The organism is Mesorhizobium sp. CA5 (genome assembly GCF_020165105.1).
Lineage (GTDB): Bacteria > Pseudomonadota > Alphaproteobacteria > Rhizobiales > Rhizobiaceae > Mesorhizobium.
On record NZ_JAIUHJ010000004.1, the window covers coordinates 137,136 to 160,098 of the forward strand.

28 protein-coding genes are annotated in these 22,963 nt (G+C 64.3%); 5 read left to right on the top strand and 23 right to left on the bottom strand.

All coding sequences use genetic code 11. The features are described 5' to 3' along the window. Positions 1-9: 9 nt before the first annotated feature. The 9 genes from LB529_RS07265 to gcvA form a co-directional block, all read right to left on the bottom strand. Complete coding sequence (locus LB529_RS07265) at positions 10-1,596, bottom strand: FGGY-family carbohydrate kinase (RefSeq protein WP_224710675.1); 1,587 nt, start codon at positions 1,594-1,596, stop codon at positions 10-12. Then, the gene (locus LB529_RS07270) at positions 1,593-2,276 is read right to left on the bottom strand and encodes an HAD-IA family hydrolase (protein WP_224710676.1); all 684 of its coding nucleotides are present in this window, start codon (positions 2,274-2,276) and stop codon (positions 1,593-1,595) included. Before LB529_RS07270 ends, LB529_RS07265 begins: the two co-directional genes overlap by 4 nt. Before the next feature lie 20 nt (positions 2,277-2,296). Next, the gene (locus LB529_RS07275; RefSeq protein WP_224710677.1) at positions 2,297-3,775 is read right to left on the bottom strand and encodes a mannitol dehydrogenase family protein; all 1,479 of its coding nucleotides are present in this window, start codon (positions 3,773-3,775) and stop codon (positions 2,297-2,299) included. Positions 3,776-3,923: 148 nt separating this feature from the next. Continuing rightward, positions 3,924-4,694 (bottom strand): L-iditol 2-dehydrogenase, encoded by a 771-nt coding sequence (locus LB529_RS07280; protein WP_224710678.1) that lies wholly within the window; start codon positions 4,692-4,694, stop codon positions 3,924-3,926. After that, the gene (locus LB529_RS07285; RefSeq protein WP_224710679.1) at positions 4,691-5,695 is read right to left on the bottom strand and encodes an ABC transporter ATP-binding protein; all 1,005 of its coding nucleotides are present in this window, start codon (positions 5,693-5,695) and stop codon (positions 4,691-4,693) included. Before LB529_RS07285 ends, LB529_RS07280 begins: the two co-directional genes overlap by 4 nt. Positions 5,696-5,741: 46 nt before the next feature. After that, complete coding sequence (locus tag LB529_RS07290) at positions 5,742-6,566, bottom strand: carbohydrate ABC transporter permease (RefSeq protein WP_140846390.1); 825 nt, start codon at positions 6,564-6,566, stop codon at positions 5,742-5,744. A gap of 206 nt (positions 6,567-6,772) precedes the next feature. Then, complete coding sequence (locus LB529_RS07295) at positions 6,773-7,645, bottom strand: carbohydrate ABC transporter permease (protein ID WP_095768103.1); 873 nt, start codon at positions 7,643-7,645, stop codon at positions 6,773-6,775. Between the two features lie 143 nt (positions 7,646-7,788). Further along, positions 7,789-9,099: an ABC transporter substrate-binding protein gene (locus LB529_RS07300; RefSeq protein ID WP_095768216.1), complete on the bottom strand. Its 1,311-nt coding sequence runs from the start codon at positions 9,097-9,099 to the stop codon at positions 7,789-7,791. 174 nt (positions 9,100-9,273) lie between these two features. Next, complete coding sequence (gene gcvA / locus LB529_RS07305) at positions 9,274-10,182, bottom strand: transcriptional regulator GcvA (protein ID WP_224560586.1); 909 nt, start codon at positions 10,180-10,182, stop codon at positions 9,274-9,276. 62 nt (positions 10,183-10,244) lie between these two features. Between gcvA and LB529_RS07310 the strand changes: the two genes are divergently transcribed. After that, on the top strand, positions 10,245-10,478 hold the full coding sequence (locus tag LB529_RS07310) for a hypothetical protein (protein ID WP_224629626.1): 234 nt from the start codon (positions 10,245-10,247) through the stop codon (positions 10,476-10,478). 20 nt (positions 10,479-10,498) lie between these two features. Here LB529_RS07310 and LB529_RS07315 read toward each other — a convergent pair whose 3' ends face one another. Beyond that, the gene (locus LB529_RS07315) at positions 10,499-11,455 is read right to left on the bottom strand and encodes a sugar-binding transcriptional regulator (protein WP_095768100.1); all 957 of its coding nucleotides are present in this window, start codon (positions 11,453-11,455) and stop codon (positions 10,499-10,501) included. A 208-nt stretch (positions 11,456-11,663) separates the two neighbouring features. Here LB529_RS07315 and LB529_RS07320 point away from each other — a divergent pair, with 208 nt between their 5' ends. After that, a complete protein-coding gene (locus tag LB529_RS07320) occupies positions 11,664-12,296 on the top strand; it encodes an HAD family hydrolase (RefSeq protein ID WP_224637991.1) in 633 nt (210 codons plus the stop codon). A 394-nt stretch (positions 12,297-12,690) separates the two neighbouring features. Here the strand turns inward: LB529_RS07320 and LB529_RS07325 are convergent, their stop codons facing one another. The 8 genes from LB529_RS07325 to ureC all read right to left on the bottom strand — a co-directional run bounded on the left by LB529_RS07325 (position 12,691) and on the right by ureC (position 18,889). Beyond that, positions 12,691-13,458, bottom strand: a complete 768-nt coding sequence (locus LB529_RS07325; RefSeq protein ID WP_140628305.1) for a class II aldolase and adducin N-terminal domain-containing protein — start codon at positions 13,456-13,458, stop codon at positions 12,691-12,693. A gap of 82 nt (positions 13,459-13,540) precedes the next feature. After that, positions 13,541-14,173, bottom strand: coding sequence for an urease accessory protein UreG (gene ureG, locus LB529_RS07330; protein ID WP_224710680.1), 633 nt, complete (start codon positions 14,171-14,173; stop codon positions 13,541-13,543). Next, a complete protein-coding gene (locus tag LB529_RS07335) occupies positions 14,170-14,610 on the bottom strand; it encodes a DUF3995 domain-containing protein (RefSeq protein ID WP_224710681.1) in 441 nt (146 codons plus the stop codon). Before LB529_RS07335 ends, ureG begins: the two co-directional genes overlap by 4 nt. Continuing rightward, positions 14,607-15,296 carry an urease accessory protein UreF gene (locus tag LB529_RS07340; protein ID WP_224710770.1) on the bottom strand — a complete coding sequence of 230 codons (690 nt, stop codon included), beginning with the start codon at positions 15,294-15,296 and terminating at the stop codon, positions 14,607-14,609. Before LB529_RS07340 ends, LB529_RS07335 begins: the two co-directional genes overlap by 4 nt. Then, positions 15,271-15,831, bottom strand: coding sequence for an urease accessory protein UreE (gene ureE / locus LB529_RS07345; RefSeq protein ID WP_224710682.1), 561 nt, complete (start codon positions 15,829-15,831; stop codon positions 15,271-15,273). Before ureE ends, LB529_RS07340 begins: the two co-directional genes overlap by 26 nt. Beyond that, positions 15,828-16,433, bottom strand: a complete 606-nt coding sequence (locus LB529_RS07350) for a glutathione S-transferase family protein (protein ID WP_224710683.1) — start codon at positions 16,431-16,433, stop codon at positions 15,828-15,830. Before LB529_RS07350 ends, ureE begins: the two co-directional genes overlap by 4 nt. A 56-nt stretch (positions 16,434-16,489) precedes the next feature. Then, positions 16,490-17,083: a hypothetical protein gene (locus tag LB529_RS07355; protein ID WP_224710684.1), complete on the bottom strand. Its 594-nt coding sequence runs from the start codon at positions 17,081-17,083 to the stop codon at positions 16,490-16,492. A 93-nt stretch (positions 17,084-17,176) separates the two neighbouring features. After that, positions 17,177-18,889 (bottom strand): urease subunit alpha, encoded by a 1,713-nt coding sequence (gene ureC, locus LB529_RS07360; protein ID WP_411962446.1) that lies wholly within the window; start codon positions 18,887-18,889, stop codon positions 17,177-17,179. Between the two features lie 167 nt (positions 18,890-19,056). Here ureC and LB529_RS07365 point away from each other — a divergent pair, with 167 nt between their 5' ends. Together LB529_RS07365 and LB529_RS07370 are read left to right on the top strand one after the other, a co-directional pair. After that, positions 19,057-19,434 carry a hypothetical protein gene (locus LB529_RS07365; protein WP_140546156.1) on the top strand — a complete coding sequence of 126 codons (378 nt, stop codon included), beginning with the start codon at positions 19,057-19,059 and terminating at the stop codon, positions 19,432-19,434. 159 nt (positions 19,435-19,593) lie between these two features. Next, the gene (locus LB529_RS07370) at positions 19,594-20,079 is read left to right on the top strand and encodes a hypothetical protein (RefSeq protein WP_095768214.1); all 486 of its coding nucleotides are present in this window, start codon (positions 19,594-19,596) and stop codon (positions 20,077-20,079) included. A gap of 20 nt (positions 20,080-20,099) precedes the next feature. On the opposite strand, the gene LB529_RS07375 is transcribed toward LB529_RS07370, so the two are convergent. Genes LB529_RS07375 through LB529_RS07395 form a run of 5 tightly spaced genes read right to left on the bottom strand, consistent with a single transcriptional unit; the run spans position 20,100 to position 22,504 of the window. Beyond that, positions 20,100-20,405: an urease subunit beta gene (locus tag LB529_RS07375; RefSeq protein ID WP_224546641.1), complete on the bottom strand. Its 306-nt coding sequence runs from the start codon at positions 20,403-20,405 to the stop codon at positions 20,100-20,102. 7 nt (positions 20,406-20,412) lie between these two features. Continuing rightward, positions 20,413-21,006 carry a HupE/UreJ family protein gene (locus tag LB529_RS07380; protein WP_224631543.1) on the bottom strand — a complete coding sequence of 198 codons (594 nt, stop codon included), beginning with the start codon at positions 21,004-21,006 and terminating at the stop codon, positions 20,413-20,415. Between the two features lie 25 nt (positions 21,007-21,031). Continuing rightward, complete coding sequence (locus LB529_RS07385; protein WP_140756795.1) at positions 21,032-21,286, bottom strand: DUF1272 domain-containing protein; 255 nt, start codon at positions 21,284-21,286, stop codon at positions 21,032-21,034. A 12-nt stretch (positions 21,287-21,298) separates the two neighbouring features. Further along, positions 21,299-21,601, bottom strand: a complete 303-nt coding sequence (locus LB529_RS07390) for an urease subunit gamma (protein ID WP_224710685.1) — start codon at positions 21,599-21,601, stop codon at positions 21,299-21,301. 21 nt (positions 21,602-21,622) lie between these two features. Beyond that, positions 21,623-22,504 carry an urease accessory protein UreD gene (locus LB529_RS07395; RefSeq protein ID WP_224710686.1) on the bottom strand — a complete coding sequence of 294 codons (882 nt, stop codon included), beginning with the start codon at positions 22,502-22,504 and terminating at the stop codon, positions 21,623-21,625. A 204-nt stretch (positions 22,505-22,708) separates the two neighbouring features. On the opposite strand from LB529_RS07395, the gene LB529_RS07400 reads away from it, so the two are divergent. Further along, a complete protein-coding gene (locus LB529_RS07400; RefSeq protein ID WP_041003067.1) occupies positions 22,709-22,963 on the top strand; it encodes an acyl carrier protein in 255 nt (84 codons plus the stop codon).

The window sequence follows — 22,963 nt, forward strand, 5'->3', positions numbered from 1 at the left end:
GTTCCAGCATCAGCGGATCGCGTCGAGCGCCTGCCGCTGGCGGTGCATTTCGAGGAAGATGCGGTAGTCGCGGTCGAAGCGGGCGCCGGCTTCCTTGTTGGGGGCGCGCGTCCTGCCGCCCTGCTGCATGGCGACGCAGGCCGCGTTGAGGTCAGGGTAGATCCCGGCGGCGGTCGCCGCCACCATGCCGGTGCCGAGCAGCACCGCCTCGTCGGCCAGCGGCTCGACCACGGTGCAGCCGGTGGCGTCGGCGTAAAGCTCCATCAGAAGCGGGTTCTTGGTGTGGCCGCCGGTGACATGCAGCGTGTCGATCAGATAGCCGTTCTCGTTCAGCGCCTCGAGCACATGGCGCACGCCGAGCGCGATGGCGACGGCAGTGCGCCAGTAGAGCTTGCACAGACTGTCGAAGGAGGAATCGAGCGTCAGGCCGCTGATGACGCCGACGGCATGCGGGTCGGCGAGCGGCGAGCGGTTGCCGTGGAAATCCGGCAGCACGTGCAGCCTGGCCGCCAGCGCGTCGCCGTCCTCGGCGCGCAGCTCGGCGACGCGCCTGGCGATCTTCATATGCATGGCCGCGTCCGGCTCGCCGCCGGCGCCATGCCAGCGGATGATGTGGTCGAGCAGCGCGCCGGTGGCCGACTGGCCGCCTTCCGACAGCCACAGCGTCGGCAATGCCGCGCCGTAATACGGTCCCCACACCCCGGCAAAGGGCTGCGGGTCTTGCGACATCGCCATGACGCAGGACGATGTGCCGGCAATCAGCGCCAAATGCCGGCTGATGTTCCTCTCGTCGCCGGCAAAACCGCCCAAAACGCCGAGCGCGCCGGCATAGGCATCGATGACGCCGGCGCCCACCCGGCATTTTTCGGTGAGGCCGAGCTCGGCCGCGGCATTCGCCGTCAGCGGACCGATATCGGTTCCGACCGGGCTTGCCTTTTCCGGCAGATTGCCGTGCTCGAACAGGTCGCCGAGCCCGACAAGCTCAAAGAAATCGCGCCGCCAGCTCTTTTCCTCATGAGCGAGATAGGTCCATTTCGCCGTCAGCGTGCATTGCGAGCGGGCGAGCGAGCCCGATGCCTTCCAGGTCAGGAAATCGGCGAGATCGAATAGATAGCCGGCTTCATTCCATGTGCTCGGCAGATGACGCTTCAGCCACATCAGCTTCGGCGTTTCCATCTCCGGCGACATCACACCGCCAATGTAGTCGAGAACGGCGTGGCCGCTCGTCGTGCATTCATCGGCCTCGGCGATGGCGCGGTGATCGAGCCAGACCATCGTGTCCCAGCGCTTCTCGCCCGTGACCGATACGCTGAGCTGGCCGCCTTGCCTGTCGCGCGCGACCAGCGAGCAGGTCGCGTCGAAAGAGATGCCGGCGATATCGCCGGCGGCCACGCCGGATTTTTGGAGCGCGGACCGCACGGATTTGCACACCGCCGACCAGATATCTTCCGAATCGTGCTCGGCATGATCGGGCTTGGGCTGATGCATGGCGATCGGATGATCGGCGCGGCCGAGCAGGTTGCCGCGCGCGTCGAGAATGCCCGCGCGGGCGCTCCCGGTGCCGACATCGACCGCGCAAACGAAACTCTTGATCAAGATGCTTTTTCTCTCGCTCCCAGGCCTGCAATCAAATCGGGCAATTGCAGCATGTCAGCGAATATAAAGTCCGGTTCCGTCGACGCAAGCCGCGCCTTCAGGGCGGGATTGGAAGCATGCGAGCCGCCGGTGAAGGCAAAGACGCGCATGCCTGCCGCGCGGGCGGCGGCAACGCCGGCCGGGCTGTCCTCGATGACCAGACAATTGCGAGGACGCGCCTGCATGCTTGCCGCGGCATGAAGGAAAAGGTCGGGCGCGGGCTTGCCGCGCTTGACCATGCTGGCGCTGAACAGATGCGGCTCCAGCAGCGGAAGCAGGCCGGTGACGTCGAGCGCATAGCGGATGCGCTCCAGCGTGCCGGACGACGCGACGCAGAAGGGCCGGCCGAGCTTCGGCAGCACCTCCTTGACGCTTGGGATCGGCTTCAATTCCTCACGGAATTTGCGCATCAGGTCGACGCGCATGGCGGTCAGATGCCGGTCGCTGATATCAAGCCCGAAATCGCGGCCGAGGATCTCGCGCACACTCTTCATGCTCTTGCCCAGGAAATGCTCGTAGGCGGCATCCTCGCTGACCGTGCCGCCGGCCAGCTCGATCATGCCGAGCAGCGCCGAGACCGAAAGCGCCTCGCTGTCGACCAGCACGCCGTCACAGTCGAAGATGACCAGCTCAGGCGTCATGGCTGTTGGTTTCCGGCGCCTCAGAGCTTGCCGGCGAGGTAACGCGTCAGGGTTTCGCCCGCGCCGTGCGCCCACAGGACCTTCAAGGCGTGGGCGAAGGCCTCGGCGAAGACGGACGAGCGGCCGACATCGCCATAGATGTCCTCCATCGCCAGCCAGGCCTGCGGATCGTCCTTGGCCGCCTTCGCGGTCGCTTGCATGCGGTCCCAGCTCGGGTCGTTCGGCTCGATGACGGCGCCGCTGTCGGTGGTGCCGAAGCAGTAGCGGCACCACAGGGCCGATTCCAGCGCGAGGCCGGCGACACCCTCGCCCGCCTTCAGCCGGTCGGCGATCGTCGGGATGATGAATTTCGGCTGACGGTTGGAGCCGTCGAGGCAAAGCCGTCGGATCGTGTCGCCGATCTTGGGATTGGAGAAGCGGCGCTCGATGAGCTGGTAGTAGTCCTCCAGATCCGTATCCGGCACCGGCGGCACGGTCGGGATGATCTCGTCATGCTCGAGCTTCGACAGGAAGGCGCGCACCAGCGGCTCCTGCATGGCTTCATGCACGAAATGGATGTCCATCAGCCCGGCCGGATAAGCGATGGTGGCGTGGCCGCCATTGAGGATGCGGATCTTCATCAGCTCGTAAGGCGAGACATCCTTGACGAATTGCACGCCGACCTTTTCCAACGCCGGGCGGCCAGCGGTGAAACGGTCCTGCAGCACCCATTGCTTGAACGGCTCGCAGAACACCGGCCAGTTGTCCTCCAGCCCGAAATCGTCGGCGAGGATCTTGCGCTCGCGCTCGGTGGTGGCAGGGGTGATGCGATCGACCATGCCATTCGGGAAGGCGACCTTATCCTCCACCCATTTGGCGAGGTCCTCGTCGATCAGCCGCGCAAGGCCGATGACGCCGTCGGAGGTGACATGGCCGTTATGGGGGATGTTGTCACAGGACATGACGGTGAACGGCACGACGCCGTCGGCCCGCCGGCGCAACAGTCCGGCAAGGATGATGCCGAAGACGGTCTTCGGCACAGCGCCCGGCTGCGCATCGGCGACGATATCGGGATGGGCCGGGTTGAACTTGCCGGAGGCCGGGTCGATGAAATAGCCGCCCTCGGTGATGGTCAGCGACACGATCTTGATCGCCGGATCGGCAAGCCGCTCGATGGTCGCAGCCGCGTCGCCGGGCATCAGGAAATCGATCATGGCGCCGGTGACGCGGGCGCTCATATGACCCTGATCCTGCTCGACGACGGTGGTCAGCCAGTCCTGTTCCTGCAGCTTGGCGCGACCGATCTTCTCACCTTCGAACACGCCGGCGCCGATCAGCGCCCAGTCATGGCCCTCGCCGGTGCCGAACAGGTTGTCGAGATAGACCGCCTGATGCGAGCGATGGAAGTTGCCGACGCCGAAATGGACGATGCCCGCCTTCAGGGTGGAGCGGTCATATTTCGGGCCGGCGACCTTTGCCGGCAGCATGGCGAGGTTGGAGGAAGAGAGTCTTACGGTCATCTCATTTACCCTTTGGCCGATCTGCAGCCCGACTGTTCCGCCTCCTTCGGATGGCGAGGATGAGGGGCAACACCCGGTATTCCAGTATGCTGCCCCTCACCTGCCCCATGGCGTCTTCTCCGGAGGAAAGAAGAGAAGCGCCTCCCCCTCAACTCATCCATTGGCCGCCGTCGACATTGTAGGTCTGGGCGACAATGTATTCGGCCTCGTCACTGGCGAGGAACACGGCCATGCCGGCGAGATCTTCCGGCTTGCCCATGCGACCGTAAGGCACGCCTTCGCCGACCAGCCGCTTCTTCTCGCCCTTGGGCCGGTTCTCATATTTTGCGAAGAGCGCATCGACCTGATCCCACATGTCGCTGTCGACGACACCCGGCGCGATGCCGTTGACATTGATGCGATGCTTGATCAGGTCGAGCCCGGCTGATTGGGTGAGCGAGATGACAGCGGCCTTGGTGGCGCAGTAGACCGCGACCAGCGGCTCGCCGCGGCGACCGGCCTGGCTCGCCATGTTGATGATCCTGCCGCCTTTGCCACGCGCGATCATCGAACGGGCAGCCGCCTGCAGCATGAACAGCGTGCCGGCGACATTGACCGCGAACAGTTTTTCGTAGCTCGCCCTCGTTATCTCGACGATCGGCGCGAGGTCGAAGATCGCCGCGTTATTGATCAGCACGTCGAGGCCGCCGGCCTTCACTTCGACCGCCTTCACCGCGGCCTCGATCGAAGCCTGGTCCGTGACGTCGAGCCTGATCGCGTAGGCGGCAGAACCGATCGCTTTCGCCGTCGCTTCCGCAGCTTCCAGGTCGATGTCGGCAATCGCTACCATCGCGCCTTCGCGAACATAGGCTTCGGCGAAGGCCCTGCCGATGCCGCGCGCCGATCCGGTGATCAGCGCCGATTTGCCTTTCAACCTCACTGCACCAGCGCCCTGCCGTCGGCGCCGAAGCGGTGGAGCTTGGCCTTGTCGGGTGTCAGATAGACGGTATCGCCATGCTTGACCGCGACTTCGCCGTCGGCGCGGACATTGATGGTGCCGATGCCGTCCGCTTGGACGTGCAGGAAAGTGTCGGAGCCGAGGTGCTCGGCAACGCCCACTGTCGCCTTCCAGTCGCCCGCCGAGGTCGAGATGTTGAGATGCTCGGGCCGGATGCCGATGGTCTTGGCGCCGTATTTCTCCGCCGGCGCGCCTTCGATCATGTTCATCTTGGGCGAGCCGATGAAGCCCGCGACGAAGAGGTTCTTCGGCGTCTTGTAAAGCTCCATCGGCGAGCCGACCTGCTCGATATTGCCGGCATTGAGCACGACGATCTTGTCGGCCATGGTCATGGCCTCGACCTGGTCATGGGTGACATAGATCATCGTCGTCTTGAGCTGATGGTGCAGCTCGCTGATCTCCAGCCGCATCGTGCCGCGAAGCGCGGCGTCGAGGTTGGACAACGGCTCGTCGAACAGGAAGGCCGAAGGCTGGCGCACGATGGCGCGGCCGATGGCGACGCGCTGGCGCTGGCCACCGGACAGCTGGCCTGGGCGGCGCTCCAGATAGTTGGTGAGGTTCAAGATGCGCGCGGCGTCCTTCACCTTCTTGTCGATGGTCGCCTGGTCCTCGCCGGCCATCTTCAGCGGGAAGGCAATGTTCTTGGCGACCGTCATATGCGGATAGAGCGCGTAGGACTGGAACACCATGGCAAGCTTGCGCTTGGCCGGGGCCTCGCGGGTGACGTCGCGGCCATCGATGCTGATGGCGCCGCCGCTGGTGTCCTCGAGCCCGGCGATCAGCCTGAGCAGCGTGGACTTGCCGCAACCCGACGGGCCGACGAACACGACGAACTCACCGTCCTCGATGTTGAGGTCGATGTTCGGAATGATCGTCGTCGACCCGAAGGACTTGGAGACGTTCTTGAGCGCGATGTTTCCCATGGTTTCCTCCCGGGGGTGATCTTCGTCGTCCGCTGCTTGGGCGTTGTTACTTCACGGCGCCAAAGGTCAAGCCGCGCACCAGCTGCTTCTGGCTGAACCAGCCCATGATCAGGATCGGCGCGATCGCCAGCGTCGAGGCCGCCGACAACTTTGCCCAGAACAGGCCTTGCGGACTAGAGAAGGAGCTGATGAAGGCCGTCAGCGGCGCGGCATTGGTGGTGGTTAGCCGGATGGTCCAGAACGCCTCGTTCCAGGCCAGGATGATGTTCAAGAGCATGGTCGAGGCGATGCCGGGAACCGCCATCGGCGTCAGCACATAGATGATCTCGTTCCACAGCGAGGCGCCGTCCATGCGCGCCGCTTCCAGGATCTCGCCCGGGATTTCGCGGAAATAGGTGTAGAGCATCCAGACCACGATCGGCAGGTTGATCAGCATCAGCATGACGGTGAGGCCGATGCGGCTGTCGAGCAGGCCGGTGTCGCGGAAGATCAGGTAGATCGGGAACAGCACCGCGACGGCCGGCATCATCTTGGTGGACAGCATCCACATCAGGATGTCCTTGGTGCGCTTTGTCGGAGAGAACGCCATCGACCAGGCTGCCGGAACCGCGATCAGGATCGCAAGCAGCGTCGAGCCGACCGACAGAATCACCGAGTTCAGGAAGAACTTGAAATAGCCGCTCTGCGCCTGCACCTCGGCATAGCTCTCCATGGTGCCGGACGGGATCAGTGCAAAGCCCTGGATCGCCTCCTGCTCGGACTTGAACGAGGTGATGATCGTATAAAGGATCGGAAAGAAGATCAGCAAGGCGACGATCCAGGCCGCGGCCGTGGCGATGGTCTTGTGCTGGGTGGTGACTGCGCGTGCCATGATCAGGTCCTCCCGTATCGGCGATGTTGGCAGCAGGGTCGACCCCCACTCCGGTTTGCTGCGCAAACCACCTCTCCCCCGATCGACGGGGTAGAGGAAGGGCGCGGCTTCGATGCAGGCGTTTCCTCTCCCCCGGGCAGGGGGAGAGGTGTCCCGCGCAGCGGGACGGAGTGGGGGTGGTTCAGCGCAAGCGGCATCGTCTCCCCCTACTTGTCCAGGTTCTTGCCGACGGCGCGCATGGCGAAGAAGGCAACGATGTTGGCGAGAATGACGGCGATCACGCCGCCAGCGGACGCCTGACCGATTTTGAACTCCAGGAGCGCCTTCTGGTAGACGAGGAAGGGCAGGTTGGTGGAGGCATAGCCCGGGCCGCCATTGGTGGTGACCAGGATCTCGGCATAGACTGACAGCAGGAAGATCGTCTGGATCAGGATGACGACGGTGATGGCGCGCGACATATGCGGCAGCGTCAGATAGATGAACCGGCTAATAAAGCCGGCGCCGTCCATCTCGGCCGCTTCCTTCTGCTCGCCGTCGAGCGATTGCAGCGAAGTCAGCAGGATCAGCGTGGCGAAGGGCAGCCACTGCCAGGCGACGATGAGGATGATAGCGGTCAGCGGATGCTGGCCGAACCAGTCGATCGGCTCGGCGCCGAAAAAGCGCGCTATATCGGCAAAGACGCCGTATTGCGGATGCATGATCATGTTCTTCCAGACCAGCGCCGCGACCGGCGGCATGACGAAGAACGGCGAGATGACCAGGATGCGCACGATGCCCTGGCCCCAGATCGGCTGGTCGAGCAACAACGCCAAAAGGATGCCCCCGACCACGGTGATGACCAGCACGCTGACAACGATGATGAGCGTGTTGAGGATCGAGGAGAGGAAGGCCGGGTTGGAATAGAACAGCGCGTAGTTCGAGAAGCCGACAAAGCCGTTACGGATCGGGTTCAGCGGATTGTATTGCTGGAACGAGAACCACAGCGTGAACAGCAGCGGCACGATCATCCAGACGAACAGCAGGATCACCGATGGCGCCATCATGAAACGGGCAAGCGAACGGGTTTGCTGAGTAGCCATGACGGTCACCCTCCCAAGGTCAGCCGGATTTTCAGAGTCGTGCCAGAATTTTCCCGATTTTGAAGGGTGGCCGCCCGAACTGGGTTTCGGGCGGCCCCTTGCCGGTCATGATGCGCTACCGGCGTTCGGCACCGGGAGGAGCCTTACTTGATGTAGCCGCCTTCGGTCATCGCCGCGGTGGCGGCGTCCTGAGCCTGCTTCAGCGCGTCGTCGACGCTCGACTGGCCGGCAAGGGCTGCCGAGAAGAGCTGGCCGACGGTGGTGCCGAGGCCCTGGAATTCAGGGATGGCGACGAACTGCACGCCGACATAGGGCACCGGCTTGACGGTCGGATGCGTCGGATCGGCGGCGTTGATGGAGTCCAGCGTCATCTTCGCGAAGGGCGCCGCCTTCTGGTACTCAGGATTGGCGTAGAGCGAGGAGCGCGTTCCAGGAGGAACATTGGCCCAGCCCTCCTTCGAGGCGACGAGCTCGAGATAGTGCTTCGAGGTCGCCCATGAAACGAATTTCTCGGCGGCATCGGCCTTCTGGGTGCCGGCGGGAATGGCGAGCGACCATGCCCACAGCCAGTTGCCGCGCTTGCCGAGGCCGTTGTCGGGCGCCAGCGCATAGCCGACCTTGTCCGCAACCTTCGAGGCCTTCGGATCGGAGACGAAGGACGCCGCGACGGTGGCGTCGATCCACATGCCGCACTTTCCCTGCTGGAAGAGCGCCAGGTTCTCGTTGAAGCCGTTGGAGGAAGCGCCTTCCGGACCGTCGGCCTTCATCAGGTCGACATAGAACTGCAACGTGTTCTTCCATTCCGGCTGATCGAACTGCGGCTTCCAGTTCTCGTCGAACCAGCGGGCGCCGAAGGAGTTCGACATGGCGGTGAGGAAGGCCATGTTCTCGCCCCAACCAGCCTTGCCGCGCAGGCACACGCCATTCACACCGTTGGCGCGGTCGGTCATCTTGTCGGCGGCCTGCTTGATGAAGTCCCAGGTCGGCGCGTCGGGCATCTTCAAGCCCGCTTTCTCCATCAGGTCCTTGCGGTACATGACGAAGGAGCTCTCGCCGTAGAAGGGCGCGGCATAGAGCTTGCCGTCGACCGAAAGGCCGCCGGCGATGGCCGGGATGATGTCCTTGACGTCATAGTCGTCGCCGAGCTTGTCGAGCGGCAGGAGCCAGCTCTGCTTTGCCCAGATCGGAACCTCGTAGGTGCCGATGGTCATGACGTCGTACTGGCCGCCCTTGGTGGCGATATCGGTCGTGACGCGCTCGCGCAGCACGTTCTCTTCAAGCGTCACCCAGTTGAGCTGGATGTCGGGGTTGGCCTTGGTGAAGTCGTCCGTCAGCTTCTGCATGCGGACCATGTCGCCATTGTTGACGGTGGCGATGGTGATGGATTCGGCATGCGCGGCGAAAGCGAGGGCGCTGGCCGACAACAGGCCCAGGGTGAGCGTGCGAAGTTTCATCAAATTCCTCCCATAAACCAAGATGAGCATTTGCCTTGGCTCTGAGCAATTACTCACTTGGCGTGAATTATGTCAACCCTGAATCTGTGCTGCAGCGCAGCAGAAATGATGCCGCGCGACCCGGTCGGGCGACGCGCCGGTATCCTGGGGAGGAGGAACGTCAGGGCGATTGGCTTACGGGCAGGCGATCTCGGCCAGGAGCCAGTCGCGGAAGGCGCGGATCTTCGGCACGTTGCGGCGCGCCGTCGGATAGACCAGCCAATAGGCATGGCCGTCGTCGCCGACGAGGTCGAAGGGCTGGACCAGGCGGCCGTCGGCGATCTCGTTCTTGAACAACGACCTGGTCAGGATCGCAACGCCATGGCCGGCCATGGCCGCGTTCGCTTCATAGGCCTGCGCGCCCATGCTGGAGCCCGGCCGTTTGGCGAGGTCGTGCCCGGTCACGCCGGCGGCCTCGAACCATTGCGTCCACCAGATGTCACCGGGGTCGAGGATCGGCAGGCGCAACAGGTCCGCCGGCTCCCTGACGCCGCCGATGCTCGCCGCGAGCTTCGGGCTCAGCATCGGCGTGAAATCGGCGTCGAGCAGCTTATGCGCCTCCAGGCCCGGCCATTTGCCGGCGCCGGAGCGAATGGCGAGATCGACATCCTCGCGCGCGAAATCGGTTAGGCGGCTCGACGTGTCGAGCCGCACGGCGAGTGCCGGATGCGCGAGCTGGAACGCGCCCAGATGCTGCGCCAGCCAGTTCGAGGCAAAGGTCAGCACGGTGGTGATGCAGAGCAGGCCGTCGGCGCCACCGCGCGCCGCGGCATAGGCCTGACCCAGGATAGCGAAGGCTTCGCTGACGGCGGGCGCCAGGCGCTGGCCGGGCTCGGTCAACTCGATCTGTCGTGGACGGCGCAGGAACAGCGGCGCGCCGATGCGCTCCTCGAGCAGCTTGATCTGGTAGCTCGCAGCCGCCTGGGTCATGCCCAGCTCCTGCGCGGCCTTGGTGAAGGACAGGTGTCTGGCCACCGCCTCGAACACACGGATCGCCTGCAGCGGCGGCAGGGGCGCAAGCTGCGGAGAGCTGAGATCGGGCATAAGGCCTCCTTATGGGTAATGATCGAGGTTTGATTGGAAGCACGAACCGGCCAGACCGATATTTGGGGTCGACGATCAATCCAGTTCAAGCATTGCGAAGGCTGACGATCATGGTCACGGTTCAGGAAAAGCTCGTTTCCACCCCGGCACAAGGCTGGTTTTTCACGCTCCTGCGGGAATTTGCAAGGTTTTCGGGCCGCAGGCGCGGTTATCTCGATGTCCGGGAATTTTCCGAGCATCTGCAGCGCGACATGGGTTTTCTCGACGGCAACGATCCGCGCGGCCGCTCGCAATAGCCGGCACTTTTTATGGGCAATTAGCCGGCAAGCAGTGCTTCGGCCGTGCGTTCGTCGGTGATGAGGCCGTTGACCAGCCGGCGGTTGACGGCGGCCAGGATGCCCGCCAGCTTGCGTTCGCCCATGGCCAGAGCGATGACCAGCGACCTTTCCCGCGACGGCAGCGCGGCGGAAGACACGCGATCGTTGGTGATGCCTTCGATCATGCGGCCTTCGCGGTCGTACACCCAGCCGACGATCTCGGCGATCCCGCCTGCCTTCTGCAGCGCCTTCAACTCGTTTTCGGAAATGAAGCCGTCCTCGTAGAGCGGGGCCTTGGGCCCGAGATCGCCGATGCCGACGAAGGTGACATCGGCCTCGGCCGCCAGCGCCAATGTAGGCTGGATCATCGGCTGGTTGAGCAGCATCTCGCGCTCTTCCGGCGAGGACGCAATGACCGGCAGCGGCATCGGGAATGACCGCGCCTTGACGCGGTCGGCCATGGTGAAGATGACGTTGTAGAAGGCGGCCGAGCCATCGGGCGAGATGTTGCCGGTCAAGGACACGACCTTGTGCTGCGGGCAGTCCATCGGCGGCAGTTGCTCGATCGCCGCCTTCAGCGTGCGCCCGGTGCCGATCGCCATGACGATGGGAGCCTCGGAGCGCAGCCGGCGTTCGATCTCGGCCGCGGCCGCCTCCGCGATGCCGATCGTCGTCGAGCTCGACGTCGGGTCGCTCGGCACCACTTCGACAAGGTCGAGCGCGAAGCGCGACTTAAGCCGCGCGGCGAGGTCCAGGCAGTTGGCGATCGGATGATCGACCCGCACCTTGATCAGGCCCTCCGACATGGCGAGCGATACCAGCCGCTGCGCCGTCTGCCTGGAGATGCCGAGCTTGGCGGCGATCTGGTCCTGCGTGTTGCCGGCAACATAATAAAGCCAGCCGGCGCGCGCGGCGTCGTCCAACCTGGTGCTGCCGATTTCCTGTCGCGAATTCACGTCTCGCCTCCCAGCCCGCAGAATGCTGAAACGGGCGCCATAGCTTACAGCGATTGCGCCGACGCGCAATTGTCTATCGAAAGAGCAATTGCTTGGCAGTTTTCCTGATCCCGAAGGATCAATCCGCCGCTTGCCCAACCATTTGCCGGCGGGACGGTTTATCTCCACCGGGAAACCGATTAAGGGGGATCGGCGAAGGGAGCCGCGCATGACGCCGAAAGCCGTTTTCTGGGATATGGACGGGACGCTGGTCGACAGCGAGCCGCTGCACGAGGCGGCACTTGTGGCGGCGCTGCGCAGCGTCGGCATCGCCCCGCCGGCCGACCTGCATCAGCGCGTGCTGGGCATCGCGGCATGGCCGGTCTACGAAATGCTGCGCGACGAGTTCGGCCTCGCACTGCCCTTCGACGATTGGATCGTGCGCAAATATGACCATTATCTGCCGCTGGCCGAAACGCTGAAGCCACGCCCCGGCGCGATCGAGGTGTTCAACGAATTGCGCGCGCTCGGCGTCGAGCAGGCGGTGGTGTCCAACTCCGACCGGCTGATCGTTGACGCCAATCTGCGCGCCGTCGGCCTCACCTATCCGGGCATGATGACGGTCAGCCGCAATGACGTAATTGACGGCAAGCCGCTTCCCGAACCATTCCTGCGCGCCGCCTATCTCGCCGGCGTCGATCCGGCGGATGCTTTTGCCGTCGACGACAGCCTGACAGGCGCCATGGCCGGACTGGCGGCGGGCATGAAGACGATCTTCTGGCCGGAGGCGCCGATGGAAGGCCCGGCCGGCGCGATCGTCATCAACAGCGCCGAGGAGTTGCGGGCGCAGTTGGGGCTCTGAGCAGCTTCAGACCTCGGCGCCGCCCCGCCCTTCGGGCACCTTCTCCCCGTAAAACGGGCTACGGCATGCATACATTTCCAAGCGGCTGGCCTTTGGCGATAGCGTGCATGGCAGCTTGGCGCATGCATTGTCTTATGTAGCGCTGGTCGACCCCCACTCCGTCTCGGCTTCGCCGAGCCACCTCTCCCCCGATCGACGGGGTAGAGGAAAGGCGCCAAGCTTTTGCCGTCAACGCTCGTCCAGCAACGCTCCCTTCCTTTCCCTCCGGAGGGGGGAAAGGTGGCGCTGCGAAGCAGCGACGGATTGGGGGAACCACCTGGCAATCAAGCCTCGGCCTGATCAGTCGCGCCAGCCACAGAGGATGTGTGCATAGCGTAACCGGGGAGAAGGAAGATCAATTCCGGTAGACCGGCTCTTCCTCGTCGAGGATTGCCTTCAACTCGGCAAGGTGACGCTCGGCCTGGCCGGGATAATCATCCATTTCGCGCGCGGTCTTCTCGGCGATCTCGTCGGAGAGCGTGCGCAGCGGGCGGCCGGTCCACAGCGCCTTGATGTAGGTCTCGGCGGCGCGCTCGAAATAGAACATGCGGTTGAAGGTGTCGGCGACGGTGTCGCCGATGACCATCACGCCGTGATTGCCCATGACCATCACCTTGACCTTGGGGTCGGTGAGAAGCTGCGAGCAGCGCTCGCCCTCTTCCTCGAAGGCTAGCCCGCCGTAATTGGCGTCGACGACATGGCGGTTGAAGAACATGGCCGAGTTCTGGTCGACCGGCGGCAGCGTCGAATCGGCGAGCGAAGCAAGCACCGTGGCGTGGATTGAATGGACATGCATGGCGCAACGCGCATGCGGGACGTTGCGGTGGATGGCGCCATGCAGGCCCCAGGCGGTCGGGTCGGGCGCGTTGGGGCCGGACAGCGTGTCCGGATCGTTGGCGTCGATCAGCAGCAGGTCGCTCGCCTTGATGCGCGAGAAATGCACCTGGTTGGGATTCATCAGGAACTTCGTGCCTTCGTCGTTGACGGACAGCGAGAAATGGTTGGCCACCGCCTCATGCATGTTGAGCCGCGCCGTCCAGCGGAAGGCGGCGGCGAGATCAACCCGCTCCTCATAATAGGGCAGGTTGCTCAGCGGTTCCTTGTGCAGGCGGGCAAGGCTCATCGAAAATCCTCCGCTTGGGTTTGTTTTCCGAGAATGCCGCGCATGGCGGCTGCCAGCAACCGATAATCGGTGGCTCAGCGGATCAAGCCGCCGGGCGCGTCGACTGAAGGCCGCCCTGCTCGACGATAAAGTCGATCACTTCCTGCAAGCCTTTGCCGCGCGACAGATCAGTGAAGCCGAAGGGCCTTTTGCCGCGCATGCGGCCGGCGTCGCTCTCCATGACGTCGAGGTTGACGTTCACATAGGGTGCCAGATCGCTCTTGTTGATGACGAGGAAATCCGAGCGGATGATGGCCGGGCCGCCCTTGCGCGGGATCTCCTCGCCCTGGCAGACCGAGATGACGTAGAGGGTGAGATCGGCAAGGTCAGGCGAGAAGGTGGCTGCGAGATTGTCGCCGCCGGATTCGATGAAGATGATGTCGAGATCCGGGAATTTCTTGTTCAGCTCGGCAATGGCGCGCAGATTGATCGAGGCATCCTCGCGGATGGCGGTGTGCGGACAGCCGCCGGTCTCGACACCGACGATGCGCTCTTCGGGCAATGCTTGTAGCCGCGCGAGCATCATCGCATCCTCCTTGGTGTAGATGTCGTTGGTGACGACGGCGATCGAAAAGTCGTCGCGCAGCGCCTTGCAGAGCTTTTCGGTGAGCGTCGTCTTGCCGGAGCCGACCGGCCCGCCGATGCCGATGCGAAGAGGACCGTTTTTCGATGTCATGCCGGAAACTCCGTGATGGCAAGGATTGAGAAGCCTGCCCCGATCAAGAGGCAAAGCGGCGAATAAAGACTTTGGTCAAGCCGCGCGAAAGGCTGTTCGGGCGCAAACCGGCGCCACCAGGGCGTGAAGCCGGCGATGCCGCGGCCGAGGAAGACGAGGCCGATCATCAAAGCCGTGGCAGCCAGGCCTTCCCGTGGAAAGGGCGTCGCAAAGACACCCGCGAGCGCCAGTGGCCAGAGCGTCGCGAGCGCGAGGCAAGCGGCGACAGCAAAACTCGCGAATGACGACGGCATCTCATCGACGCCGCGGAAGCCGACCACGGCGCGGGCGCAGGATGCCTGGTCCGTGCCCGGCCAGATGCCGCCTATGCCCCAATAGACGTGCAGCGTTGTGATCAGGAGCAGGACGAAGGAGAGGATGACGGCAAGCACGATCATGAGCGGAACAGCCTGGAGTATTGCGTCTCGTGCTGCATCGCCATGATGTCGGACATGAAGGCCGCGCCACCCAGATCGTCCAGGCTGGAAGTGGCGGCGCGCGATGCGGTCGCCAGCGCCAGAGGTTCGAAGCCGGCTAGCAATGCGACGGCGTCGACCTGGCCGACGACACCCAACCTGATTGCCGCTTGCAGGAGATTGGAGAAGAAAGCCTGGAGGAAGGCGGAGAGCGCCTCCGAAAGGCCGATGCCGCTGCTGCCCGCAAGGGCGCCGACTGCTACGCAATAGGGGCAATCGGCCGGCAGGCGCTCCAGCGCTCGAGACGACCAGGCCGACGCCGCCTGGAGGAAGGCTGTGCCCTGCAGCATGGTTTCCGTGTGCCGCTCCTGCGCCCCGGCAAGCGCTTCGGCCAGCGCGGCAACCTCGCTGAGATCGCCGCCGTCACGTCCGCGGCGCCAGCTTTCGGCGAAGAGCACGGCGTCGTTCCAGCCCGAGCCGATCTCGACCAGCGTCTCCAGCCAGCCGGCGAGATCGTCACGATCCGCGATCAGCCCGTCATGCACGGCGCGCTCGATCCCGTGGCTGTAGGAGAAGCCGCCGACCGGAAAGGACGGCGACAGCCAGGCCATCAGCCGCAGCAGCGCGACGCTGGAAAGCTCCTCAGTCATGATGGTGGTGGTGGCCATGATCGTGATGATGGTGATCGTCATGATCGTGGTCATGGTGATCATGCGAATGGCCGTGGTCGTGGCCATGTCCGGAATAGGCGCCGCGCACCGGGCTGAACGGCTGCGAAACCTCATTGACCGTGGCGCCAAGGCCTTCGAGCATCGCCTTGATGACGTGGTCGCGCAGGATGAGGATGCGCTCCGCCTCGATCGCCGCGGCGAGGTGACGGTTGCCGATGTGCCAGGCGAGCTCGGCGAGATGAACCGCGTCGCGGGCGCGGATGTCGTAGACCTCCTCGGGTGCCGCGACGATCTCGAGCTGGCGGCCGTCCTCCAGCACCAGCCGGTCGCCATTGCCGAGCGCCACCGGCTCGGGCAGGTCGACCAGCACCTTTTCGCCGCCCGCCGTCTCGATGGCGCGGCGGCGCAGGTGCCGCTCGTCATGCGGCAGCACGGCTTTGTCGTAGGGCGCGGTCAAAGCCGGATCCCCGGCGGCAAGCACCGAAACGGCACGCGGGAATTTGGTGAAATCGGTGTTAATGTTGAGCTTCATTTCATGGCTCCGCCATTTGCTTGCGCCCTTGCACGGGCGGGGCGCTGAAGGACACGGTCGAAATAGGCGTTGACGCGCTCGGAATCGATCGGGAAACGCCCGGCGCGCGCCCAGCCGCCAATATCGCCGAGCAGGACATCGACAGCGGAGAACCGGTCGCCCAGCGCAAAGGGCTTGTCGCCAAGCCGGCGATCCAGTGCTTTTATTTCGGATGCGAAATCATAGGCCGCGGCCGGGCCGACATCGACCCGCACATCCCTGGGCAGCAGGAAGCGGTGGCGCAGCTTGTTCCACAGCGGCGCTTCCAATTCGCTTTGGGCGAAATGCATCCATGAGTCCATCTCGGCGCGGCCGGCGAGACCCGGATTGGCGCCCATGCCCTTATCGGCATGCTTATCGGCCAGATAGACGCAGATCGCCGCTGAATCCGTGACCTTGAGCTCGCCGTCGATCAGGATCGGCACCTTGCCGGAGGGGTTGAGCGCATAGGCCTCCGGCGAGCGCAGCTTCACCTCGACGAATTCGTAGGGCTGCCCGAGCTCCTCGAGCATCCAGAGCACCCGGCTGACCCGGGATCCGCGCGATCCGACGGCCTTGTACATGGTTAACCTTGCTTTTCCGAAACCTTAGACCATCGCCCGTATCAGCCCAATGGCGCTCAGACGATGGTGTCGAAGAGCCGCAGGATGAACGATACCTGGTAGACAAGCGCAGCCGCGACGAAAGCGATGTGGAAACGGCGGTCGCGTACCAGGATCGCCACCAGGCAAAGCGCGACGAAGACCGGCGTGCGGATCAGATATTCATTGCCGAAGCGGGCGAAATGCTCCGGGCCCTTGAGCAGCGTGTCGATCACGTCGAGCAGATAGGTAGCCGCCAGCAGCCCGAAGAACCAGGCGCGGCGCGAGTAAAAATAATCCTCGTAGCTGGTGTAGTCGAGCATCGAATCCGGAAACAGCAGCGCGCAAAGCAGGAACAGCGTGATGGCGTAGAAGATGATGAAAAGATATTTGCCGAAGGTCCAGTTCTCGATCGCGTAGAGGCCGAACTCCCACCACCAGAAATGCACCAGCATCAACAGCACCGAGGCGACCCAGGCGAGATGCACTGCGTAGAGCCGGTACTGGCCTGGATGCTGGACGATGCGGGCAGTTCCCGAAAGCAGCCGCGTGACGCCGAGGCCGATCACCATGCCCATGACGATGCGGATATGCGGGAAGATGTCGTGGGGAGAGGCGATTTCGGTGGGCATGCGTAATCACAATGCGGCTGCTGCTTTGCCGCATATTGCGGTCTGCGCGCGCGAGCCGCAACGATATTTGCCCATTCACCGATCAGCCGCCTGTCAAAACAGGAAATACCTCTGCGCCATCGGCAGCACGGTCGCGGGCTCGCAGGTCAACAGCTCGCCGTCGGCGCGGACTTCGTAGGTTTCGGGATCGACCTCGACATGCGGCGTGGCGTCGTTGAGCACCATCGAATGCTTGCCGATGCCGCCGCGGGTGTTCTCGACCGCGATCATCGCCTTGTCGACGCCCAGCCTGCCCTGCAGGCCGGCATCGAAGGCGGCCTTCGAGACGAAGGTCACCGAGGTGTTGGTCAGGGCCTTGCCATAGGCGCCGAACATCGGCCGGTAGTGCATCGGCTGCGGCGTCGGGATCGAGGCGTTCGGGTCGCCCATGGGTGCTGCCGCGATCGAGCCGCCCACCAGCACCATCTCCGGCTTGACCCCGAAGAAGGCCGGGTTCCACAGCACCAGATCGGCGCGCTTGCCGACCGTGATCGAGCCGATCTCCTTCGACAGGCCGTGCGCGATGGCCGGATTGATGGTGTATTTGGCAATGTAGCGGCGGACGCGGAAATTGTCGTTGTCGCCGGTCTCGTCCGGCAGCGCGCCGCGCTGGCGCTTCATCTTGTCGGCGGTCTGCCAGCAGCGGATCGCCACCTCGCCGACGCGGCCCATGGCCTGGCTGTCGGAAGAGATTATCGAGAAGGCGCCGATGTCGTGCAGTATGTCCTCGGCGGCGATCGTCTCCTTGCGGATGCGGCTTTCGGCAAAGGCGATGTCCTCCGGGATCGACGGCGACAGATGGTGGCACACCATCAGCATGTCGAGATGCTCGGCGAGCGTGTTGACCGTGTATGGCCGGGTCGGATTGGTCGAGGACGGGATGACGTTGGGCAGGCCGCAGACCTTGATGATGTCAGGCGCATGGCCGCCGCCGGCGCCCTCGGTATGAAAGGCATGGATGGTGCGGCCCTTGATGGCCGCGACCGTGTTCTCGACGAAGCCGGATTCGTTCAGCGTATCGGTATGGATCATCACCTGCACGTCGTAGGCGTCGGCGACCGACAGGCAGCAATCGATGGCGGCCGGGGTGGTGCCCCAGTCCTCGTGCAATTTCAGCGAACAGGCGCCGGCCAGCACCATCTCTTCCAGCGCCGCCGGCTTTGACGCATTGCCCTTGCCCGACAGGCCGATATTCATCGGGAACGCGTCGAAGGACTGGATCATGCGCGCCATGTGCCAGGGCCCGGGCGTGCAGGTGGTGGCCAAGGTGCCGTGCGCGGGGCCCGTGCCGCCGCCCAGCATCGTCGTGACACCGCTCATCAGCGCTTCCTCGATCTGCTGCGGGCAGATGAAATGGATATGCGCGTCGAAGCCGCCGGCCGTGAGGATCTTGCCTTCGCCGGCGATGATCTCGGTGCCGGGGCCGATGATGATGGTGACGCCAGCTTGCGTGTCCGGATTGCCGGCCTTGCCGATCGCGGCGATGCGGCCGTCCTTCAGGCCGATATCGGCCTTGATTATGCCGGTGAGCGCATCGACGACCAGCGCATTGGTGATGACGGTATCGACGGCGCCGCCGGCCCGCGTCACCTGGCTTTGGCCCATGCCGTCGCGGATGACCTTGCCGCCGCCGAATTTCACTTCCTCGCCGTATACGGTGAGATCCTTCTCCACCTCGATGAAGAGCTCGGTGTCGGCAAGCCGCACCTTGTCGCCGACCGTCGGTCCATACATCTGCGCATAGGCGGCACGGCTTATCCTGGCCATCAGCGATTGCTCCCGAAATTCAGGTTGAATGAACGCGAAGTGCACATTGTCGCCACCCAATGGTCACGCAATGACCCGCTCGGCGACACCTTGCGCTCCCATTTGGCGGTTGAGGTGCCCCGGTCAGCCCAGAACGACCGTTTGCCAAACCGATGGAAGGAATATCCATGCTCAAAGCGATTCTTCTCGCCGCAACCGCCACCACGTTGATGGCGGGCACTGCCAATGCCCAGCAGCAGCCGACGCCGCAGCCCAGTCCCGCGCCGACCGCGCCCGCCGCGCCGAAGGCCCAGTCCGCGGCGCCCGCTATCCAAAGCGTCAATGTCGTCGACATCACCGAACTGCCCAAGGACACGCAGACGCAGGTCAACCAGATCGTGGCGCAACGCGGCGATGCCGGCCTGCAGACATTGCGCAAGTCGATCGACGCCACGCCCAAGGTCAAATCCGCGCTCGAAGCCAAGGGCATGAGCTCCGCGCAAGTGATCGCTGCAAGCATGCAGCCCAATGGCGCGCTGACGCTGATCACCAAGAAAGCGAGCTAATTGCACGCCCAGGCGGGCCGCCTTGCGGTCCGCCTGCCATATTTTGAAGGGAATGCGGGCCGCGTCACGGTCCGCCTGCCGGCTTTTGAAGGGAACCTCCGGCCAAGCAGGACCGTTTCGCTGTTGTCGCCCCGCCACGAGTTCAGTCAGGAGCGAGCGATGGCGAAAGCCCCGCGTTTTAAGAGATGGAGTTCCGCGGTTGCCGCCACGCTTTTCGTGGCTGCGCCCCATGCGGCGTCCGCGGCGCAGCCGCTGGACAACGACAGGCCTGCCGCGGCAATCGTCGATTCCGAGGTCCGGCAGGAAGAGGCGCTTTCCTCGACGGAGGCCGGAAAGGTCATCACTGCCATCGACCGCACCCGCGACAACATCGGCACGGTGCGAAAGACAACCAAGCTCGATACGGTCGACATCGTGTTCCTGACCGACGCGGCGCGCAGCGAGGGCGGGCCGCCGCCGGCGATAGAGAACAAGGTGAAGCAGCATCAGGAGGATGTCGCCGAATTGCGCCAGGAGATCGAGGCGAACGCCCTGCTCTTCAACGCGATCGATTCGCGACGCGTGCAGGCCGAGGACGTGCTCGCCGTAGAGTTCGACAATCCGGGGAAGGTCGTCATCTATGCCGCCGCCAAGCCTCCGAAGTGATGTGAGCGCGCCGGCGGACGTCACAGCTTGCCCATCACCTTTTGCTGGAAGCCATAGACCTCGCGCTTGCCGCCCAGCGGCACCAGCGTGACGTCGCGCTCCTGCCCGGGCTCGAAGCGCGTTGCGGTGCCGGCGGCGATGTCGAGCCGCATGCCGCGCGCGCTCTCGCGGTCGAATTTCAGGCCCTCATTGGTCTCGTAGAAATGATAGTGGCTGCCGACCTGGATCGGCCGGTCGCCGCTGTTGGCGACCTTGAGCGTGACGGTCGGCAGCCCCTTGTTGAGCTCGATCTCGCCCTTGGCCGCGATGATTTCGCCGGGGATCATCGCACCCTCACAACACGCCGAAGGCGAGGCCGACGCCGGCCGCCGCGCAAGCCGCACCTGCAGCGCGCGCCAGGCTGCGGAAGCGCATGCCGAGGCTGAGGGCCGCCGCGATGCCCACGGCATGGAGAAGGGCCGTCGCGGCGGCGAAGCCCGCAATGTATTCCAGCCCGCCGGCGTTTTCGGGCACTTCCGTGCCGTGGGCGTGACCATGGAACAGCGCGAACAGACCGATGACCGCGATCCCGGTCGAGACCGGCAGGTCGATCGCCAGCGCCACCAGCAGGCCAAGCGTCACCACGGAAGCGAGGATGCCGGGCTCGACGAAAGGCATCGGCACATGCAGCATGCCGAGCGCGCCGCCGGCCAGCATCACGCCGACAAAGGCCAGCGGCCAGGCCCAGATAGCCTTGCCGCCCTTCAGCGCCGCCCAAAGGCCGACGGCGATCATGACCGTCATGTGGTCGAGACCGGACAGCGGGTGCGCGAAACCGGCGGCGAAGGACGAGGTCGTGGCGATGCCGACATGGGCATAGGCCGGCATGGCGGCTGCCAGGAAAAGGATCGCGGCAAGCGTGCTACGTTTCGTCGAAGCGGGGATCATCTTTCTGCCCTTCCAATTGAGCCGGTCAAGCGGCCTTGCGCGGACCGCAGCCCTCGGCCTTGAGCACGCGCCTGGTCGACGGCGGATATTTCGTCAGCTTGGCCGCCGGCCGGATCGGCCGCGGCGCGAAATTGCCGCCGCAATTGGGGCAGACGCCACCCAGCACATTGTCCACGCAGTCGGCGCAGAAGGTGCATTCGAAGGTGCAGATCAGCGCATCGGTCGCTTCCGGCGGCAGATCCTTGTCGCAGCATTCGCAATTCGGCCTGAGCTCCAGCATCTGTCTTCCTCCTCACCGGATCGGTTCATGCACGGTCACCAGCTTGGTGCCGTCGGGAAATGTCGCCTCGACCTGGACGTCGTGGATCATCTCGGCGATGCCGTCCATGACCTGGGCGCGGGTGACGACATGCGCACCCGCCTCCATCAGTTCCGGGACCGGGCGGCCGTCGCGCGCGCCTTCGACGACGAAGTCGGTGATCAAGGCGATGGCTTCGGGATGGTTGAGCTTGACGCCGCGCTCCAGCCGCTTGCGCGCCACCATCGCCGCCATGGCGATCAGCAGCTTGTCTTTTTCACGCGGCGTCAGGTTCATGCAACTTCCCGGCAATCGAAATCAGAGTGACCACAATTTAGGCAGGCCCGCCCGCCCATTGAGCAGTTCGACGAGCGGAACCAGCCGCTTGCGGAGCTGGTAGCCGTCGCCGGCACAGAGCCTCGCAAGAAGCTTGCCAGATCGGCCGACGCGCCAGAAACTGGCGCCGCCCCAACCACCGATGGCGGGGTCGCCGATGATGGCGCGGGCCGGCTCCAGCAGACTTTCAGCCTGCGGCGACACCAGCAGCAATGTGGCGACGGCAAGCGCGCCGCCGGTCGCCGCCGGCCGCTGGAGCGTTGCGGCGATGTCCGGGCCGAGCCGGAAATCCTCCGCATGGACCAGCGCACCGCCCTGGCGAACCCGCCAGCGGTCACGGAAACTGCCTTGAACCATCCGCTCGCCCATCGCCAGCCGACCGAACAGCGTGGCTTCGAGCATCAATGCCTCGGCATCGTCGCCAAGCTCGACATCCAGCGTGCGGACGAAGGCGGCCCGGTCGAAAACGATGGTTTCCTGCGGCAGCCAGGCGATGCGGCCGCCCGAACCGACCCGCAGGTTGACGCTTGTCTCGGCCCTGTCGGCGGCGGCGCGATAGACCTTCTCGCAGGCCTGGGTGGTGACGGCGGCGGAGGCGTCGGCGCCGACCTCGACCGTCCAGCCGAGGCGATCGCCGCCGGTCAGCCCGCCGGCGGTGTTGATCAGCACCGCCTCGAGCGGATCGCCTTGCACCGCCGGCAGGCGGATCTTGGCCGATCCGTCCTGATAGAGCCGCCGCAGGCGCGTCCGGCCGCCGCTCTTGCCGCAGAAAAGCCTGCCTAGGCCGGCAACGCGTTGCGCGGCAGGCAAGGGAGGGGCGACCAAAGGCGAGGCAGGCTGGGATGTCAAAGTGTTGCCGATCATGTCCATGATCCCAGGTTAAGCACTCCGGCGGCTTTGTCGATATCGCTTGTTGCTTGACATCGTTTCGGTTTCTATAGAGGGAAGCCACCTTGGAGCGGTCGCGCGGTGCCTGACGAGGTAAGGGCAACGGCGTTTGTTGGGTCCGGGGATCAAAAAAAGAGGCGCTGATCAGTTGGCGTCGGGCAACGACAGGGAAGGAACCGAATGGCTGACCAGCTGACGACCGAGATCATCGAAAAGATCAAGGCGCATGCCGATACCGGCGGCGAGGAAATCACCGCCAGCACCGATCTCGGCACGCTCGGCATCCATTCGCTGGAGCTGACCGAGATCATCTTCGATCTCGAGGAAAAGTACGGCATCGAGATCGAGATGAACACGGTCGATGCCTGGAGCAACCTCAAGAACGTCGGCGACATGGTCGAGGCGGTTCGCGAACTGATCGCGAAAAAAGCCTGA

What these genes read in the sequence shown, in the direction of transcription:
- LB529_RS07270 (WP_224710676.1), bottom strand. Translation starts at nt 2,276, where the DNA reads ATGACGCCTGAGCTGGTCATCTTCGACTGTGACGGCGTGCTGGTCGAC.
- LB529_RS07275 (WP_224710677.1), bottom strand. Translation starts at nt 3,775, where the DNA reads ATGACCGTAAGACTCTCTTCCTCCAACCTCGCCATGCTGCCGGCAAAG.
- LB529_RS07285 (WP_224710679.1), bottom strand. Translation starts at nt 5,695, where the DNA reads ATGGGAAACATCGCGCTCAAGAACGTCTCCAAGTCCTTCGGGTCGACG.
- LB529_RS07290 (WP_140846390.1), bottom strand. Translation starts at nt 6,566, where the DNA reads ATGGCACGCGCAGTCACCACCCAGCACAAGACCATCGCCACGGCCGCG.
- LB529_RS07295 (WP_095768103.1), bottom strand. Translation starts at nt 7,645, where the DNA reads ATGGCTACTCAGCAAACCCGTTCGCTTGCCCGTTTCATGATGGCGCCA.
- LB529_RS07300 (WP_095768216.1), bottom strand. Translation starts at nt 9,099, where the DNA reads ATGAAACTTCGCACGCTCACCCTGGGCCTGTTGTCGGCCAGCGCCCTC.
- gcvA (WP_224560586.1), bottom strand. Translation starts at nt 10,182, where the DNA reads ATGCCCGATCTCAGCTCTCCGCAGCTTGCGCCCCTGCCGCCGCTGCAG.
- LB529_RS07320 (WP_224637991.1), top strand. Translation starts at nt 11,664, where the DNA reads ATGACGCCGAAAGCCGTTTTCTGGGATATGGACGGGACGCTGGTCGAC.
- LB529_RS07325 (WP_140628305.1), bottom strand. Translation starts at nt 13,458, where the DNA reads ATGAGCCTTGCCCGCCTGCACAAGGAACCGCTGAGCAACCTGCCCTAT.
- ureG (WP_224710680.1), bottom strand. Translation starts at nt 14,173, where the DNA reads ATGACATCGAAAAACGGTCCTCTTCGCATCGGCATCGGCGGGCCGGTC.
- LB529_RS07335 (WP_224710681.1), bottom strand. Translation starts at nt 14,610, where the DNA reads ATGATCGTGCTTGCCGTCATCCTCTCCTTCGTCCTGCTCCTGATCACA.
- LB529_RS07340 (WP_224710770.1), bottom strand. Translation starts at nt 15,296, where the DNA reads ATGGCCACCACCACCATCATGACTGAGGAGCTTTCCAGCGTCGCGCTG.
- ureE (WP_224710682.1), bottom strand. Translation starts at nt 15,831, where the DNA reads ATGAAGCTCAACATTAACACCGATTTCACCAAATTCCCGCGTGCCGTT.
- LB529_RS07350 (WP_224710683.1), bottom strand. Translation starts at nt 16,433, where the DNA reads ATGTACAAGGCCGTCGGATCGCGCGGATCCCGGGTCAGCCGGGTGCTC.
- LB529_RS07355 (WP_224710684.1), bottom strand. Translation starts at nt 17,083, where the DNA reads ATGCCCACCGAAATCGCCTCTCCCCACGACATCTTCCCGCATATCCGC.
- ureC (WP_411962446.1), bottom strand. Translation starts at nt 18,889, where the DNA reads ATGGCCAGGATAAGCCGTGCCGCCTATGCGCAGATGTATGGACCGACG.
- LB529_RS07365 (WP_140546156.1), top strand. Translation starts at nt 19,057, where the DNA reads ATGCTCAAAGCGATTCTTCTCGCCGCAACCGCCACCACGTTGATGGCG.
- LB529_RS07370 (WP_095768214.1), top strand. Translation starts at nt 19,594, where the DNA reads ATGGCGAAAGCCCCGCGTTTTAAGAGATGGAGTTCCGCGGTTGCCGCC.
- LB529_RS07375 (WP_224546641.1), bottom strand. Translation starts at nt 20,405, where the DNA reads ATGATCCCCGGCGAAATCATCGCGGCCAAGGGCGAGATCGAGCTCAAC.
- LB529_RS07380 (WP_224631543.1), bottom strand. Translation starts at nt 21,006, where the DNA reads ATGATCCCCGCTTCGACGAAACGTAGCACGCTTGCCGCGATCCTTTTC.
- LB529_RS07385 (WP_140756795.1), bottom strand. Translation starts at nt 21,286, where the DNA reads ATGCTGGAGCTCAGGCCGAATTGCGAATGCTGCGACAAGGATCTGCCG.
- LB529_RS07390 (WP_224710685.1), bottom strand. Translation starts at nt 21,601, where the DNA reads ATGAACCTGACGCCGCGTGAAAAAGACAAGCTGCTGATCGCCATGGCG.
- LB529_RS07395 (WP_224710686.1), bottom strand. Translation starts at nt 22,504, where the DNA reads ATGATCGGCAACACTTTGACATCCCAGCCTGCCTCGCCTTTGGTCGCC.
- LB529_RS07400 (WP_041003067.1), top strand. Translation starts at nt 22,709, where the DNA reads ATGGCTGACCAGCTGACGACCGAGATCATCGAAAAGATCAAGGCGCAT.